The 14,494-nt window shown below is 60.9% G+C and carries 18 protein-coding genes; 9 read left to right on the plus strand and 9 right to left on the minus strand.

The annotated features are described in order from the left end of the window. Nucleotides 1–12: 12 nt before the first annotated feature. Both ACX80T_RS01700 and ACX80T_RS01705 read right to left on the minus strand, forming a co-directional pair. Complete coding sequence (locus tag ACX80T_RS01700; RefSeq protein ID WP_019482113.1) at nucleotides 13–237, minus strand: heavy-metal-associated domain-containing protein; 225 nt, start codon at nucleotides 235–237, stop codon at nucleotides 13–15. 29 nt (nucleotides 238–266) lie between these two features. Beyond that, entirely contained in the window at nucleotides 267–578 is a 312-nt protein-coding gene (locus ACX80T_RS01705) for a metal-sensitive transcriptional regulator (protein WP_019482114.1), read from the minus strand. A gap of 161 nt (nucleotides 579–739) precedes the next feature. Between ACX80T_RS01705 and ACX80T_RS01710 the strand changes: the two genes are divergently transcribed. Then, complete coding sequence (locus tag ACX80T_RS01710) at nucleotides 740–1,375, plus strand: DUF305 domain-containing protein (protein ID WP_019482115.1); 636 nt, start codon at nucleotides 740–742, stop codon at nucleotides 1,373–1,375. Nucleotides 1,376–1,429: 54 nt separating this feature from the next. Beyond that, the gene (locus ACX80T_RS01715; RefSeq protein ID WP_024475625.1) at nucleotides 1,430–2,074 is read left to right on the plus strand and encodes a DUF3105 domain-containing protein; all 645 of its coding nucleotides are present in this window, start codon (nucleotides 1,430–1,432) and stop codon (nucleotides 2,072–2,074) included. A 67-nt stretch (nucleotides 2,075–2,141) separates the two neighbouring features. On the opposite strand, the gene ACX80T_RS01720 is transcribed toward ACX80T_RS01715, so the two are convergent. Then, the gene (locus ACX80T_RS01720) at nucleotides 2,142–3,689 is read right to left on the minus strand and encodes an MFS transporter (RefSeq protein ID WP_024475624.1); all 1,548 of its coding nucleotides are present in this window, start codon (nucleotides 3,687–3,689) and stop codon (nucleotides 2,142–2,144) included. A gap of 61 nt (nucleotides 3,690–3,750) precedes the next feature. Between ACX80T_RS01720 and ACX80T_RS01725 the strand changes: the two genes are divergently transcribed. From ACX80T_RS01725 to ACX80T_RS01750, 6 genes are all read left to right on the plus strand, one after another. Next, nucleotides 3,751–4,299, plus strand: coding sequence for a TetR/AcrR family transcriptional regulator (locus ACX80T_RS01725; RefSeq protein WP_019482118.1), 549 nt, complete (start codon nucleotides 3,751–3,753; stop codon nucleotides 4,297–4,299). A gap of 176 nt (nucleotides 4,300–4,475) precedes the next feature. Further along, nucleotides 4,476–5,453 (plus strand): PstS family phosphate ABC transporter substrate-binding protein, encoded by a 978-nt coding sequence (locus tag ACX80T_RS01730; RefSeq protein ID WP_024475623.1) that lies wholly within the window; start codon nucleotides 4,476–4,478, stop codon nucleotides 5,451–5,453. 46 nt (nucleotides 5,454–5,499) lie between these two features. Further along, nucleotides 5,500–6,453 (plus strand): phosphate ABC transporter permease subunit PstC, encoded by a 954-nt coding sequence (gene pstC, locus ACX80T_RS01735; RefSeq protein WP_459303547.1) that lies wholly within the window; start codon nucleotides 5,500–5,502, stop codon nucleotides 6,451–6,453. After that, nucleotides 6,453–7,355 carry a phosphate ABC transporter permease PstA gene (gene pstA / locus ACX80T_RS01740; protein ID WP_024475986.1) on the plus strand — a complete coding sequence of 301 codons (903 nt, stop codon included), beginning with the start codon at nucleotides 6,453–6,455 and terminating at the stop codon, nucleotides 7,353–7,355. The genes pstC and pstA overlap by 1 nt, the downstream gene beginning before the upstream one ends. A 119-nt stretch (nucleotides 7,356–7,474) precedes the next feature. Continuing rightward, on the plus strand, nucleotides 7,475–8,248 hold the full coding sequence (gene pstB, locus ACX80T_RS01745; protein WP_024475987.1) for a phosphate ABC transporter ATP-binding protein PstB: 774 nt from the start codon (nucleotides 7,475–7,477) through the stop codon (nucleotides 8,246–8,248). A 59-nt stretch (nucleotides 8,249–8,307) separates the two neighbouring features. After that, nucleotides 8,308–9,003: a winged helix-turn-helix transcriptional regulator gene (locus ACX80T_RS01750; protein WP_024475988.1), complete on the plus strand. Its 696-nt coding sequence runs from the start codon at nucleotides 8,308–8,310 to the stop codon at nucleotides 9,001–9,003. A 1-nt stretch (nucleotide 9,004) separates the two neighbouring features. Here the strand turns inward: ACX80T_RS01750 and ACX80T_RS01755 are convergent, their stop codons facing one another. Genes ACX80T_RS01755 through arsB form a run of 6 tightly spaced genes read right to left on the minus strand, consistent with a single transcriptional unit; the run spans nucleotide 9,005 to nucleotide 13,928 of the window. Further along, on the minus strand, nucleotides 9,005–10,027 hold the full coding sequence (locus ACX80T_RS01755) for an arsenate reductase ArsC (protein ID WP_084442816.1): 1,023 nt from the start codon (nucleotides 10,025–10,027) through the stop codon (nucleotides 9,005–9,007). Then, a complete protein-coding gene (locus ACX80T_RS01760; RefSeq protein ID WP_459303548.1) occupies nucleotides 10,024–10,356 on the minus strand; it encodes an ArsR/SmtB family transcription factor in 333 nt (110 codons plus the stop codon). The genes ACX80T_RS01755 and ACX80T_RS01760 overlap by 4 nt, the downstream gene beginning before the upstream one ends. A 40-nt stretch (nucleotides 10,357–10,396) precedes the next feature. Further along, nucleotides 10,397–11,044, minus strand: coding sequence for an arsenate-mycothiol transferase ArsC (locus ACX80T_RS01765; protein WP_459303549.1), 648 nt, complete (start codon nucleotides 11,042–11,044; stop codon nucleotides 10,397–10,399). Nucleotides 11,045–11,060: 16 nt separating this feature from the next. Next, a complete protein-coding gene (locus tag ACX80T_RS01770) occupies nucleotides 11,061–12,425 on the minus strand; it encodes an NAD(P)-binding domain-containing protein (RefSeq protein ID WP_459303550.1) in 1,365 nt (454 codons plus the stop codon). Beyond that, nucleotides 12,422–12,835: an arsenate reductase ArsC gene (locus ACX80T_RS01775; protein ID WP_019482121.1), complete on the minus strand. Its 414-nt coding sequence runs from the start codon at nucleotides 12,833–12,835 to the stop codon at nucleotides 12,422–12,424. The genes ACX80T_RS01770 and ACX80T_RS01775 overlap by 4 nt, the downstream gene beginning before the upstream one ends. Continuing rightward, entirely contained in the window at nucleotides 12,828–13,928 is a 1,101-nt protein-coding gene (gene arsB / locus ACX80T_RS01780) for an ACR3 family arsenite efflux transporter (RefSeq protein ID WP_459303551.1), read from the minus strand. The genes ACX80T_RS01775 and arsB overlap by 8 nt, the downstream gene beginning before the upstream one ends. A 110-nt stretch (nucleotides 13,929–14,038) precedes the next feature. On the opposite strand from arsB, the gene ACX80T_RS01785 reads away from it, so the two are divergent. Continuing rightward, nucleotides 14,039–14,392 (plus strand): ArsR/SmtB family transcription factor, encoded by a 354-nt coding sequence (locus ACX80T_RS01785; protein ID WP_459303552.1) that lies wholly within the window; start codon nucleotides 14,039–14,041, stop codon nucleotides 14,390–14,392. Nucleotides 14,393–14,494: the final 102 nt, after the last annotated feature.

The raw sequence follows: 14,494 nt of genomic DNA on the forward strand, positions 1-14,494 counted from the left end.
GCGCTGTTGCGCCTAGGCGTCGTTGGCGACAACGAGGTAGCCGGCTTCGGCTACCGCTTCGCCGATCTGGTCGGGGTCGAGGTCGCCGTCGGAGGTCACGGTGGCGGTGGAGACGCCACCCTTGTTGAGGTCGACGGTGACGCTCTGGACGCCGTCGAGGGCGCTGATTTCTTCGCTGACCGAATCAACGCAGTGGCCGCAGGTCATGCCTGAAATGCTGACGGTGGTGGTGCTCATGGGTGTACTCCTTGGGTGTTGGGGGTTTGCTACCTCAGCAGGCGACTGATCGCTGCCGAGGCTTCCTGGACTTTTTCCTGGACAATTTCGGGGTTCCCCGTGAGTTGGGACTCGTTGGCGGCGCCCACCACGCAATGGGCAATATGCTCCTCAAGGAGCCCCATGCTGACCGCATGGAGGGCCTTGTTGATCGCCGACACCTGGGTGAGGACGTCAATGCAGTACTTGTCTTCCTCGATCATCCGGGCGATCCCGCGGACCTGGCCCTCGATCCGCCTCAGGCGCCGAAGATAGGCGTCCTTGTCCGCTGTATAGCCGTGTTCGATGGTGGTGTCACTCATTGGTCCTCCTCGTTCTTCATCGAACATATACCCCCTACCGGTATATTTCAAGTACCCTAGGGGGGTATCTTCATGTTCGTTCAGGGAACGTCGAGCCTGATGCAATACGTTAGAGAAGAAGGAACCACCGCCAGCACCTGGAAAACAAGGAAAAAAGATAGATGACCCTGCACCTCGAGACGTGGCAGAAGCGCCTGCTCATTGTTCTGGCCGGAGCGCTGCTGGTCTCGCTATTTGTCCTTGCTTTTGTTGCTGGCCGGATCGGTACGGGCACCGACCATCCGTCCGGCACCAGCGCCGATGCTGGTTTTGCCCGCGACATGCAGATTCATCACACCCAGGCGGTCGAGATGTCGCGGTTGGTGCGAGACCGGACCGATGACGAGGTGGTGCGCACCATTGCGTATGACATTGCGATGACGCAGCAGCACCAGATCGGTCAGATGTATGCCTGGCTGGAAGAGTGGGGGCTGCCCCAAAGTTCCTCCGCGCCCAATATGGCCTGGATGGCAGGGTCAATGGATCATCACACCGGTGGAAGCATGTTGGAGCCGAACGGTCTGATGCCTGGGATGGCTACCGCCGAGCAGCTGCAGGAACTTGCTGATGCTTCGGGAGTCGAGGCAGAGCGGATTTTCCTGACGCTGATGATCACCCACCATGAGGCAGGCGCCGAGATGGCGCAGGCAGGCGCGGAACTTGCCCAGGAGCCCCGGGTGAAGGGTGCTGCCGAGAAGATGGCTGTAGCCCAGGTCGCCGAAATTACTGCAATGGAAGACATGCTGGACAAGCTCTAGCGGCACCGACGGTACATTTGTTTCAAACACACTCAAGGAAAAAGGATTTACGCGTTGAACAAGAAGCGAGCCCAGGACAATGCCGACCGCCAGGCGCGGTTGGCTGCCATCCAGTCCAAGCAGCGCGCCAGCGACCGCAAGCGCACCACTCTGATCCTTGGTGGCATCGGCGCGGTGGTCGTGGCGATCATTGTCGCGGTGACCATTGTGATTGTGGGTCAGGTGCAGGAGAACCAGCGCATCGAAGCGCTCGCCAGTCAGCCCATCGAAGGCCTGCAGGAATTTGATGGCCTGACGAACAACCACGTCGACGCCCCTGTTGAGTACGAGCAGTCTCCACCCGTGGGCGGAGATCACAACGCCGTCTGGACCAACTGCGGCGTCTACACCTCGGAGCTTCCCAACGAGAACACCGTCCACTCGATGGAGCACGGTGCAGTATGGATCACCTATCAGCCCGATCTGCCTCAGGACGAAATTGATGCCCTGACCGACCTCGTGGGGTCCAGTGGGTACGTCCTGCTCAGCCCTTACGCCGATCAGGAGTCGCCCATCGCCGCGAGTGCCTGGGGCCTACAGCTCGGCGTTGACACGGCCGACGACGACCGTCTCGCGGTCTTCCTGGAGCGGTACATTCAGGGCGAGCAGACCCTTGAGCCGGGCGCTGCCTGCTCCGGTGGCATCACCCCTTCGGCCTAGGGTTGCCGGGAGCGAATCTGCCGGGCGTACGTGGGAAGGCATACTCCCCACGTACGCCCGCGGTTTCTTAAGCGCGCCGCAGGCTCCACAGGGCCAACGCGGCTGCGAACAGCATGAGCGCTGCCCCAATACTTGAGGTGAGCACCACTCCGCTGTCGAAGGCGTGGAAAGCCGACTCGAGCAGCCGACTGCCGCCGTCGGCCGGTAGCGCGGCGGCCACATTCACCGCGCCGCCCAGTGTTTCGGTCGCGGTGGTCACCTGATCCGGGCTCAAGCCCTCCGGAAGGACCAGGTTGCGCTGGTAGGACGCGAGCAGCACGCTACCCAGCAGGGCCGTGCCGAATACCGAACCAACCTCGTAGGCGGTTTCGGATACTGCTGACGCCGCCCCGGCCTTTTCTGCGGGCACCGTTGCGAGGATCAGGTCGTTGGACACCGTCTCGGATGCACCGACACCCACACCAAGCAGCATGAACGCGAACAACAAGATGGCGGCCGACCCACCCTGACCGGTGACCGCCACGAAGGCGTACGCTGCGGCGGATAGCAGCAAGGCGATGGGTACAACTACGCGCGGTGGCACCCGGCGGACGATGGGAACCACCGTGAGTCCCGCAATGATCGTCATTACCAGGCCGGGAACCAGAACCAGGCCCGCGTTCAAGGGGCTCAGCCCAAGGACCAGCTGCAGGTGCTGCGACACGAAGTAGATGAACCCCACCAGGGAGAAGATCGCCAGCAGATTTACCAGCACCGCCCCCGTGAAGGCGCGCACCGTGAACAGCCGCACGTCGAGCATGGGGTTCGATCGGCTGAGCTGGCGCCTGGTGAACAGCGTGCCCGCCGTAAGTCCGATGACGACGGCGGCGACGGTGACCGTCACCGAGTCCCCCTTCGCGAAGTTTTTGATCGCGAAGACGATGGGCAGCATGGTGGTCACGGAGAGGACGATGCTCAAGTAGTCCACCCGCCCCGGGTTGGGGTCCTTCGATTCCGGAACCAGCGCCGGGGTGAGCGCCAGCATCAGCACCAGTACCGGGACGGCCAGTAGGAATACCGACCCCCACCAGAAGTGTTCAAGAAGTGCGCCGCCGACTAGCGGTCCCATGGCTGCGCCGGCCGAGAACCCGGCGGCCCAGATAGCGATAGCTAGACGGCGCTGGTTGCGATCGGTGAAGATGTTCCGCAGCAAGGAGAGCGTCGAGGGCATCAGCATGGCGCCGAAGACGCCAAGGCCCACCCGGGATGCGACGAGCAGTTCTGCCGTGGGCGAGTAGGCGGCGGCGACCGAGAAGACGGCAAAGCCAATGGCACCGATGATGAGGAGCTTTCGGCGGCCGAAACGGTCGCCGAAGCTGCCCATTGCGACCAGTAGCCCCGCCAGGACCAGGGGATAGCTATCGATGATCCACAGCAGGGTGGTGCCGCTGGTGTTGAAGGCCAGGGAGATGGCGGGGGTCGCGAAAGCGAGCACCGTGTTGTCTACCGCAACCAACAGGACGGGCAGCATTAGAACAACAAGGGCGGTCCACTCGCGCCTCCCCGCCCGGCCGGGAGCGGGGTGCTGTGCTGCCGCTCCGGTTGACGGCTCGGTGAAGTAGGTCGATGTGCTCATCACTCGAGGCTATACCGTCCAGCCGGTACAGTAAAATTTGAAGCACCGTTACGATGAATGCATGGCCAGTTCCAAAGAGCGCATCCTCGACAGTTTCGAAAACATCCTTATCCGCGACGGGGAGCGGGCTGCCACCATGGAGGCGGTGGCCGCCTCAGCTGACGTGTCCAAGGGCGGTCTGCTATACCACTTTCCGTCGAAGGAGGCGTTGGTCGATGCGTTGGGGGAGCGGCTACTCGCTCTTTCCGCACGGGACCGGGAGCTGATGGCCGCCGACCCCGACGGTGCGGCACGCTACTACGTCCGGACCTCTGTCTATGAAGACAGCGCTTTGGATCGCGCGCTTGTGGCGATGGCGCGACTGGCCCAGCAGGGGCACCCGAAGGCACAGCAAAACTTCGCCCAGATCCAGTCCTTGTGGCTCGAGGCACTTGAGTTGGCACTAGGGAGCCATCCGGTGGCCCGTGCAGTGAAGCTGATGGGTGACGGCCTCTACTATGACGCGGCCTTCTTTGCGGGCAGCGGCGCGGATCAACGATCCGCGGATGAAATGGAGCAACTCCTGGAGCTGGTTGACCTTCTTCAGGCGCCCCAGCGTCGGGGCGCCTAGAAGGCAGCGGTGCATTCTCTCGCCGATACATTACATAGATCTTTATCTATGTAAATTCTATAGCCAACTTCTGTTCATCCTGTGTTCATATAGGCGAGCTTCTATTGATTCTTGTCGGCACCGCCGACCTCCCCATACCCTGGGCAGCGCAAGTTGCCATTGGAAGGATCAATACAGTGCAAAACAGACTTCCCCGTCGCGTTGGCGTCGCGTCATCAATCGCCATTGCCGCTCTGCTGCTCTCCGCATGTGGCGGCCAGGCCGAGCCAGAATCGAATGGCGAGCCAGCGGAAGCTGGAGCAGCCACCGGCTCGGTAGCCGCTGACGGCTCGTCGACAGTTGCTCCTCTCTCGTCAGCCGCTGCTGACCTGTTCCGCGATGTAGAGCCCGACATCAACGTCACGGTTGCCACCTCAGGCACCGGCGGTGGGTTTGCCGCGTTCTGCGCCGGTGAAACCGACATCTCCAACGCCTCCCGCCCCATTGCAGATGATGAAGTTGCCATTTGTGAAGAGAACGGTATCGGGTTCACCGAAATCATCATGGCCAACGATGGTCTGTCAGTTGTCGTGAGCCCTGAAAACGACTGGGCCGACTGCCTCACGGTCGAACAGCTCGCCACCATCTGGGCGCCCGAGTCAGAAGGGGAGATCACCAGCTGGAACCAGGTCGACCCTTCCTTCCCTGATGAGGAGCTGGTGCTCTACGGCGCGGGCACTGACTCCGGTACCTTCGACTACTTCACTGAGGCCATCAACGGCGAAGAAGGCGCGATTCGCACCGACTACAGCCCGTCGGAGGACGACAATGTCACAGTCCAGGGCGTGCAAGGTGCAGCCGGCGCGATGGGCTTCTTCGGGCTGTCCTACGCCGAGGAAAACCCCGACGCCGTGAAGATTGTCCAGGTCGACAACGGTGACGGTTGCGTTACCCCATCGGCAGAGACCGTCCAGGACGAAACCTACGCTCCACTGGGTCGCCCGCTGTTCGTGTATGTCGCCAACGATTCATACACCGAAAAGCCACAGGTCGCAACGTTCATTGACTTCTACGTCGAGAATGCCGCCGAGATTGCTGAGGCAGCGCTGTTCATCGGCCTGACCGACGATCAGCAGGCTACCGCGCAGGAAGAACTCGCCTCAATTGACTCCTAGTCACTCGAAGTAAGAAATTATCTAACAGGAAATCGACGGTTCATTCATGACAGTCGTTACAGAAAAGGGCGGTCCGGCCAGCGCGCCGGACCGCCCGGTCCCGGCCCAGTTTCAGGGCAAGAAGCGCTACGGCGAGGCAGTAATACTCGGCGTTCTTCGCCTTGCAGCAATCCTCACGGTTATCACGACGATCGGCATCGTGTTTGCCCTCCTGATACCGTCGCTTGGGTTCTTCCGCGAAGTTCCGCTCACCAACTTTCTCTTCGGGGACCGCTGGGCACCACGCTTCGCCGATGATTCGTTCGGTGTTCTCCCACTTATTTCAGCGACGGCTTGGACCACCGCAATTGCCTTAGTCGTCGCAGTCCCGCTTGGGCTGGGAGCGGCTGTCCTCCTGTCCGAATACGCCAAGCCGGGTGTCCGCAAGGTTCTCAAACCAATTCTTGAGATTCTGGCCGGTGTACCGACAGTTGTATACGGCTACTTTGCACTGACTTTTGTTCAGGCGACCGTCTTCAGGGAGTGGCTCAACCTTGAAACAGGGGCTTTTAGCGTACTCGCTGCAGGAGTGGTCATGGGCGTGATGATCGTCCCCACAATTGCCTCGATTTCCGAGGACGCCATGAGCGCTGTGCCATCAGCGCTAAGGCAAGGTTCCGCAGCACTGGGAGCGAACCGGATGCAGACGAGCATTCGGGTAGTCTTCCCGGCTGCCCTGTCGGGGATTGTCGCAGCAATTGTGCTCGGCGTATCCCGGGCGATCGGCGAAACCATGATTGTCGCGCTGGCTGCTGGCAACCAGGCACGGATTGTTAACAATCCGCTCGAACAGGGGCAAACGATGACGGGGTTCATTGCAAACGCGGCCCTTGGCGACTCCAGGGTCGGATCCCTCGAATACGACACACTGTTTGCTGTTGGACTCCTGCTGTTCCTGATCACCCTGCTGGTGAACTTCATCAGCATCCGCCTTGTCCGCAAGTTCCGGGAGGAGTACTGATGAGATCAATAGCCGACGTCGTCAAACCGCTGGGTCATCGCCAAAGCAAGTTCAGCGGTGAAAGAAGTCCAACTGCACTGATTTTCCTTATCCTCCTCTGGGCCTGCATCACGTTTTCTTTCCTCTTCCTCATTATTCTCATCATCACCACTTTTCTTGATGGGGCTGGAAGGTTCACTACTGGCCTGTTCACCGAATATCCCGCGTCCGATCCTGACCGCACCGGTGCGAGACCAGCCATCCTGGGTTCCGCCTGGGTGATTGGAACTACCGCCGTGATGACGCTGCCACTGGGCGTCGCAGCCGCTATTCACCTGGAAGAGTTCGCTGACAAACGCAAGTGGTACAACCGGATCATTGAATTGAACGTGCAAAATCTCGCAGCGGTCCCCGCGATCGTTTACGGACTTCTCGCCTTGGCTTTTCTCGCTCTCATCGGTGTGCAGAACAAGAACATTGTGATAGCTGGTGCGCTGGCTCTGAGTCTGCTGATCCTGCCGGTGATTATTATCTCGACCCGTGAGGCCATCAGATCGGTGCCGCTGGAGATCCGACAGGGGTCGATGGCGCTCGGGGCCACCAAATGGCAGACTGTCTGGCGGCAAATCCTTCCCGCCTCGGTGCCAGGCATCGCCACTGGTTCAATCCTGGCTCTATCTCGTGCGCTTGGCGAAGCAGCTCCGCTGCTCGTGCTCGGCGCGCTGGTCTTCCTCAGCTTCGACCCGAACGGGCTCATGAGCGGCTACACCACTATGCCTATCCAGATCTTTGACTGGACCAGCAGGCCTCAGGCAGGATTCCAGGAACTCGCCGCAGCCACCAGCATCCTGTTGCTCGGGCTCCTCCTGATCATGAACGGCTTGGCAATTTTCATCCGCAATCGCTTCCAGACACGGTGGTAAACATGACTGAATCAACGAATATGACGGTCGAGCCTGGGGGCAAGTCGGAACAGCAAGGTGTTCCTGTGCATTTCCGTAGCTCCCAAAAGAACGATAATTTACCGGACCAACCGGATGCATTGCTTACCTGCGATGACGTCAATGTCTACTACGGGAAATTCAGAGCCGTCACCGATGTGAACCTGAAGTTCGGGCTGAACGAAATCACCGCATTGATCGGCCCTTCGGGTTGCGGGAAGTCAACTCTGCTGCGGACCTTGAACCGGATGAACGATCTGGTCGAAGGAGCACGGGTCGAAGGAACCGTGTCCTTCCGTGGCGTGGACATGTACGCGCCAGGGATCGACGCGATTGAAGTGCGCCGGCGGATCGGAATGGTGTTCCAGAAGCCCAATCCGTTCCCGAAATCGATCTATGACAACATCGCGTACGGCCCCCGCGTCACTGGCATGAGGGTCGAGAGCATGAACGACCTAGTGGAGGAAGCTCTCACCAAAGCAGCTCTCTGGGGCGAAGTGAAGGACAAGCTGAAGCAATCGGCGTTCGGATTGTCCGGCGGCCAGCAGCAGCGTCTATGTATTGCGCGGACCATAGCTGTCCAGCCCGATGTAATCCTGATGGATGAGCCATGTTCGGCGCTTGACCCGATCGCCACCACTCGTATCGAGGACCTGATGCATGAGTTGCGGAAGGACTACACGATCGTGATTGTCACCCACAACATGCAGCAGGCGGCCCGCGTTGCCGATCGGACAGCCTTCTTCACGGCGCTCGCGGCCGAAGGCAGTGGGGACCGTACCGGCGTCCTGGTCGAATACGGCAAGACCACAAAGATCTTTGAGGATCCGGATGATCAGCGAACCGAAGATTACATCTCCGGCCGGTTCGGATGAGTGCGGTGGCCGAACGAGTTGAGAGCAGGATACGTAGGGTGGAAAGGACTGGGCCGTCCATGGGCGCGATCACCCGGTGGCCCTGCCATGTTGTCTCGGTGAGGTCGGCCTCCGTTTCCTACGCCAACGATGAACTGTCACTCATGCGTCAGGGCATCGAGATTCATCAGTACGACGACGGAGCCAGCGCCCTCTTGGGTATCGGAGCCAACAATCCGCAAGTGGTGATTGCGCCCACGGACATGGAGGGGGTACCGCTCGATAGGTTCGTCCATGCGGCGTCGGAATTGGCGGGAATCCCTGTTTTAGTCGGCATCCTGGCCACTGAAGCCAGCCAGATTCTGGGTTTCCGCGCATTGGAAGGCGGCGCGCGCGGGTTAATCCCATTGCCGTCCACTGCGGAGCGGATTGCAGCAGCGATCGGTCAGCTGGGTGTGCTTGCAAGCGGTTCAGGGAATGAGCTGAGCTCAGGTCCGTTGCACCTGAATCCTCAGTCGTTGCGGGTGACCGTTGAAGGTAATCCGGTGCACTTGGCTCCGAAGGAATTCGAGGTTTTGCGCTACCTGATGGCCGAGTCGCCTCGAGTAGTAGGCGTGGACGAGATTACATCACATTGCCAGGATGGCGGACCAGGCGGGGAAACCCGGTCCAGGCTGGCCATCATGCGGACGCGTAAGAAGCTCGCGCTCGCATCATCGTTCGGACAATCCTTTATTGAAACGGTACGAGGAGTCGGATACCGCATGGCTCTCTGATTTACCGAGGGGTGACAAGTTCTGGCAGTAAGGACTTGACCCGGTCGTAGATTTCATCACGAATCTGGCGTACTTGATCGTCGGTCAATCCGAGCGGGTCCTCGATTGCCCAGTCCAGATAGCGTCGACCAGGATACACAGGGCAGGCATCGCCGCAACCCATAGTGATCACAAAGTCGGACGCCTGAACTATTTCGTCGGTCAAGGGTTTTGGGTACTCCCCGGCCACCGAGATGCCAATTTCATCGAGGAGCCTGACGACTGTCGGGTCGACGCCTTCCCCGGGGGTTGACCCTGCCGAACGAACGTTGAGCCGGTCCCCTGCCAGCTGTTTGAGGATACTCGCGGCAATTTGCGACCGCCCGCCGTTCCGTACACAGACGAACAAAATTTCTGGCACCCGGTGAAGCGTTAATCCTCGGGCGGATGCGAGAGCCGTCAACCGGTCGGTAGCGAACCGGCTGGTCAACGAGGGCAGGAATCTTTTTACCTTGGCCCGTTCTTGGAGGAGAAGGTACGTATCACCGACGTAGCGGTACACGGTGTCATGCGAGAAATTGGCGGCGAACCGATGGCTGAGTTGGTCGGCGATCCTGACGATGATGTCCGGCAATATCTCCTGGTCGGACCCACGAGAAGCGATCAAGGTTCCAGCGGCGATCAGCCTCCTGTCATAGGAGCTCAATTCGATGGAGGGCTGTGCAGCAGTGGAAGGTTTGGTCAATAGTCTGCCGAATCGGATCCAGGCATCTGCCGACGGCGCGAGCGTCCCCGCAGACGAGTGTTCGACCAAGCCTGCGCGGACCAGGCGATCCAGGGCATCTTCAGTGACGTCTGACTCGAGGTCGAGGTCCTGGCTCAGGCCTTCCGGACGGTAGTGGTGATCGCTGCTGACGGCGAGCAGGCTCAGCACCCGGAGCCTTACCGGATCTGCCACAGCCGAGAGCTGGTAGGCCAGCTCGGTGGCTGAATGATCATCCAGCGGCTTCGCAATAGCACGCGAGGACAACTGATCCGAGGTCATCGCAGCAGGTCCGAGATCGAGGTGCGGTATGCACTCGCAATGGAATACCAGACCTTTCGGCCGCTTTGCTCCCTGTCCAGAATCCCCTCGTCAAACATGATCCGTAAATGATGGCTGATGGTCGGCTGGCTGAAATTCAGCTGGTCGACGAGCTCCTTTACCGACACCCTGCCTCCCGTGCTTCCAATAATCATGCTCAGCAACTGGATTCGGGTGGGGTCGGCGAGGGCGCGAAGGGTGCGTGCCAGAACTTCCGCCGACGCCCTGTCCAGCGGACCACGGGGGATTTCGTTTCCCACATCGTGGCTGTGGCCTGAGGCTTCGGACATAGAACGAAGTCTAATGCGTTCATGCCACCACCCCGCTTTGCTACTGGTCCAACAGTTCGTCGGCCAGTTTGCGGACCCGCACGTCCAGGTCGTTCCGTACCCGTTCAACACCTGCCGCATCGAGATCAGCGGGGTCCTCAACGTGCCAGTCCTCGTAGCGTTTTCCCGGGTAGATCGGGCAGGTATCGCCGCAGCCCATGGTAATGACGACGTCGGCTGCACGCACCACGTCATCGGTGAGGGGCTTGGGGAAGTCGGCACCGAGATCTATACCGAGTTCCTTCATGGAGTCGACCACGAGGACGTTGAGTTGTTCGGCGGGCATGGATCCCGCGGAACGGACATTGATCCGACCTTCTCCGTAATGTCTGAGCAGCCCAGCCGCCATTTGTGAGCGTCCGGCATTCTGCACACAGACGAACAGCACCTCGGCTTTTCCGCTGGGACGAATGCCCTGGGAATGGGCGAGGGCGTTGAGTCGGTCCTCGGCGAAGTGCTTGGTGATGGAGGCGAGATAGGTCTTGATCTTTGCCGTGCGTGCGAGAGCTGTGTAGGACTCGAAGACGTACCGATCCACCATCTCCGGGGTGAAGACGCCATCAAACCTGCCAGCCAGTTCACCGCTAATCCGGTGTAGGACGTGTTCGTCGTTGATCAATCCGGGCATCGGGTCGGGCTTGGTGGACATCATTGCTCCTTGGTGGTCAGTAGTCAGGATCGTTGGAGCGGCCGTGCGCCGTTCCAGTAGGAACTCCTACGGTCACGAGCTGCGGTGTGCTGCAGCAGCTGTCTGCCGCTGCTTCAGCAGCGGGGGCGGGGGCATCACAGGAGCCCCCCAGGTCGGTGCTGCACACTCCCGTTTCCGGCAGTTCCAGTTGGACATCCTCTGAGGCTGCCGTATCTCCTGCGATTGCTGCGACCACTGACCGCACCTGCTCGTAGCCGGTGGCCAGCAGGAAGGTGGGAGCACGGCCGTAGCTTTTCATCCCGACCAGATAGAAGTCCTTGTCGGGGTGGGCGAGCTCCTTGGCGCCGTGAGCGGGGACCGTTCCGCAGCTGTGGAACTCGGGATCAATCAGTGGCCCCAATGCGCGCGGTGCCTCGACCGCTGGGTCCAATTCCAGACGAAGTTCGCGGAGGATGCCGAGATCTGGCCGGAAGCCGGTCGCTGGAATCAGCAGGTCCACCTCGACTGAGTCATCGATGGTGTGGACAGTCAGGGTGTCACCGGTTGAGAAGCTGCTGATGGTGAAGTTCGTTTTGAGCTCCACTACGCCGTCGTCGACCAGTTTGCGCAGCCGGGAGCCGAGCTGGCCGCGGGCTGGGAGGCCGTCAAGGTCGCCGCCCCCGTAGAGCCGTTCAGCGGAGCCGGTGCCGCGGACTGCCCAGATGAGGGTGGTGGACTCGGATGCCCGGGCCACCTGTCCCAGTGCGATCAGGGTGTTCGCTGCGGAATGGCCGGCACCGACCACCATGACCCGTTTGCCTTCGAACTGTGCCCGCTCGGATCCTGTGACGTCGGGGAGGGGGTGCGTGATGAACCGTGCCGCCTCTGCCTCCCCATGGGCGGGGAGTCCACTCTGGCCGAGAGGGTTGGGTTGGTCCCAGGTGCCGGACGCATCGATGACGGCGTGAGCAAGATGATCCTCGACCCCGTAAGGGCCTTGCACGCGAACCAGGAACGGCTGGGTGTCGCGGCCCTTGGTGCGGGTTTTGTCCATGCCCTGACGGGTCACGGCGACGACGCGGGAGTTCAGGTGCAGTGCCTCGGCGATGGCCGGGACGGCGGCGAGCGGCGCCACGTAGTCGGCGACCAGTTCGGACCCGTAGGGCAGCGCCGTTCCCCGCGGCGAGGTCCAGCCGGTGGGCTCCAGCAGGCGTCGGGCGGCGGCGTCGACGTTGAACTGCCACGGTGAGAATAAGCGGATGTGGCCCCAGTCGCTGATGGCTGCGCCCGGCGTCCTGCCGGCCTCGAAGATGAGGGGGGTCAGTCCGCGCTCCAACAGGTGAGCCGCAGCGGCGAGACCGATCGGTCCGGCGCCGATGATGAGGACTGGGAGTCCGCTCATGCGGGGATCAGCTCTGCGATCAGCGCTTCGACGCGGCCCTTGATGGTGTCGCGGATGGGTCGAACCGATTCGACGCCCTTACCCGCCGGGTCTTCCAGTACCCAGTCTTCATACCGTTTCCCGGGGAAATAAGGGCATTCGTCGCCGCAGCCCATGGTGATCACTACATCGGAGTCCTTGACGGCGTCATCGGTCAGGACCTTGGGGATTTCGGCTGACATGTCGATGCCCAGTTCACGCATGGCCTCGACTGCCGACGGGTTGATGGAATCGGCTGGCTGCGAGCCTGCCGATCGGACCTCAATCCGGCCTTCGGAAAGTGTGGTCAGGAAGGCAGCCGCCATCTGTGACCGCCCGGCATTGTGGACGCAGACGAAGAGGACTGAGGGTTTTGTCGATGAATCAGACATGAGAGGTTTCCTTTGATGGTGTCAGGGAGTCGGTGGAGAAGTAGCGCTTCCGCGCCCACAGGGCCACATAAACCAGTGCAACAAGAACTGGAACTTCAATCAAGGGTCCGACGACGCCGGCGAGGGCCTGACCGCTGGTGACCCCGTAGGTGCCAATGGCGACGGCGATGGCCAACTCGAAGTTGTTGCCAGCGGCGGTGAAGGCGAGGGTGGTGGTTTTGGCGTAGCCAAGGTTCAGGAGCTTGCCGATCACCATTCCTGCGGCGAAGACCACCAGGAAGTAGATCAGGAGGGGCAAGGCAATACGGGCGACGTCGAGCGGCCGGGCGAGGATTTCATCTCCCTGGAGGGCGAAGAGGATGACGATGGTGAACAGGAGACCGTAGAGTGCCCACGGTCCAAGCTTGGGGAGGAACTTCCCTTCGTACCAGTCGCGGCCTTTGGTGCGTTCGCCGATGGTGCGGGTCAGGAATCCGGCCAGAAGTGGTATCCCGAGGAAGATGAGGACGCTGATGGTGATGGCCCAGAAGGAAAAGTCTGCGCTGGTGGTTGGCAGGCCAAGCAGGCTCGGCAGCCCCTGCAGGTAGAACCAGCCCAGTGCTCCGAACGCGAAGACCTGGAAGACCGAGTTGATGGCGACGAGAACGGCCGCCGCCTCACGGTCACCGCAGGCGAGGTCGTTCCAGATCATCACCATGGCGATACAGCGGGCCAGGCCGACAATAATCAGGCCGGTGCGGTACTCGGGCAGATCGGGGACGAAGACCCAGGCCAGGATGAACATGAAGGCGGGGGCTGCGACCCAGTTGATCACCAGGGAAGTGATCATGAGCTTCCGGTCCTTGATCACGGCGCCGGTTTGGTCGTAGCGAACCTTTGCCAGCACCGGATACATCATCACCAGGAGGCCGAGGGCGATGGGCAGGGACACTGAGCCGACAGCCAGGGAATCCAGGGCACCGGCCATGCCGGGGATGAACTGGCCGAGCGCTATGCCCACCACCATGGCGGCGATGATCCACACCGGAAGCAGCCGATCGAGGGTGGACAGTTTGCCGGCCGTTTCTTCGGCGGGAAGGGTGTGAGTACTCAAGGGGCTCCGTTGAACTGTGGTGAATGACGGTCGCATGGATCGATGGTCTTCGATGCCTGAAGTATTTCCCAGGACATCGACGAATGTCAATGTCAGTGCATAATAGATGGATGACTACAGCCATGAGCACAACGCCGGAGGCGCTCACCGCCTGCTGCACACCCACGGGTGAGCCTGCAATGTCGGAGGAGACGGCGTCGTCGTTGGCTGCCCAGTTCAAGGCGATCGCTGATCCCAACCGGCTGCGGATGGTGTCGATCATCTCCTCGAGCGAGAACGCCGAGGCGTGCGTCTGCGATATTACCGAGCCGTTGAACCTTGGGCAGTCGACCGTGTCGCATCACCTGAAGATCCTTGTGGATGCCGGCGTCCTGACGCGCGAGAAGCGCGGTGTGTGGGCCTACTATTCGCTCGTGCCGGGCGCGCTGGACAGCCTCGCGGGAGTGCTCACTAGCCGTCCTTAGGGCGAAGCTATTCCCCGCCTGCCCGGGGTGGGCGTCAAGAGGTCCTGCTCGCTTTGTCGTGGAACGGTGAAACGCCGACAGGACTAAACTGCCGGACAACTG

The sequence above is a fragment of the Arthrobacter sp. Sr33 genome (genome assembly GCF_054511195.1).

Coding starts and splice junctions, on each gene's coding strand:
- ACX80T_RS01700 (WP_019482113.1), bottom strand. CDS start 237: ATGAGCACCACCACCGTCAGCATTTCAGGCATGACCTGCGGCCACTGC.
- ACX80T_RS01705 (WP_019482114.1), bottom strand. CDS start 578: ATGAGTGACACCACCATCGAACACGGCTATACAGCGGACAAGGACGCC.
- ACX80T_RS01710 (WP_019482115.1), top strand. CDS start 740: ATGACCCTGCACCTCGAGACGTGGCAGAAGCGCCTGCTCATTGTTCTG.
- ACX80T_RS01720 (WP_024475624.1), bottom strand. CDS start 3,689: ATGAGCACATCGACCTACTTCACCGAGCCGTCAACCGGAGCGGCAGCA.
- ACX80T_RS01725 (WP_019482118.1), top strand. CDS start 3,751: ATGGCCAGTTCCAAAGAGCGCATCCTCGACAGTTTCGAAAACATCCTT.
- pstC (WP_459303547.1), top strand. CDS start 5,500: ATGACAGTCGTTACAGAAAAGGGCGGTCCGGCCAGCGCGCCGGACCGC.
- pstA (WP_024475986.1), top strand. CDS start 6,453: ATGAGATCAATAGCCGACGTCGTCAAACCGCTGGGTCATCGCCAAAGC.
- ACX80T_RS01750 (WP_024475988.1), top strand. CDS start 8,308: ATGGGCGCGATCACCCGGTGGCCCTGCCATGTTGTCTCGGTGAGGTCG.
- ACX80T_RS01755 (WP_084442816.1), bottom strand. CDS start 10,027: ATGACCTCGGATCAGTTGTCCTCGCGTGCTATTGCGAAGCCGCTGGAT.
- ACX80T_RS01760 (WP_459303548.1), bottom strand. CDS start 10,356: ATGTCCGAAGCCTCAGGCCACAGCCACGATGTGGGAAACGAAATCCCC.
- ACX80T_RS01765 (WP_459303549.1), bottom strand. CDS start 11,044: ATGTCCACCAAGCCCGACCCGATGCCCGGATTGATCAACGACGAACAC.
- ACX80T_RS01770 (WP_459303550.1), bottom strand. CDS start 12,425: ATGAGCGGACTCCCAGTCCTCATCATCGGCGCCGGACCGATCGGTCTC.
- ACX80T_RS01775 (WP_019482121.1), bottom strand. CDS start 12,835: ATGTCTGATTCATCGACAAAACCCTCAGTCCTCTTCGTCTGCGTCCAC.
- ACX80T_RS01785 (WP_459303552.1), top strand. CDS start 14,039: ATGACTACAGCCATGAGCACAACGCCGGAGGCGCTCACCGCCTGCTGC.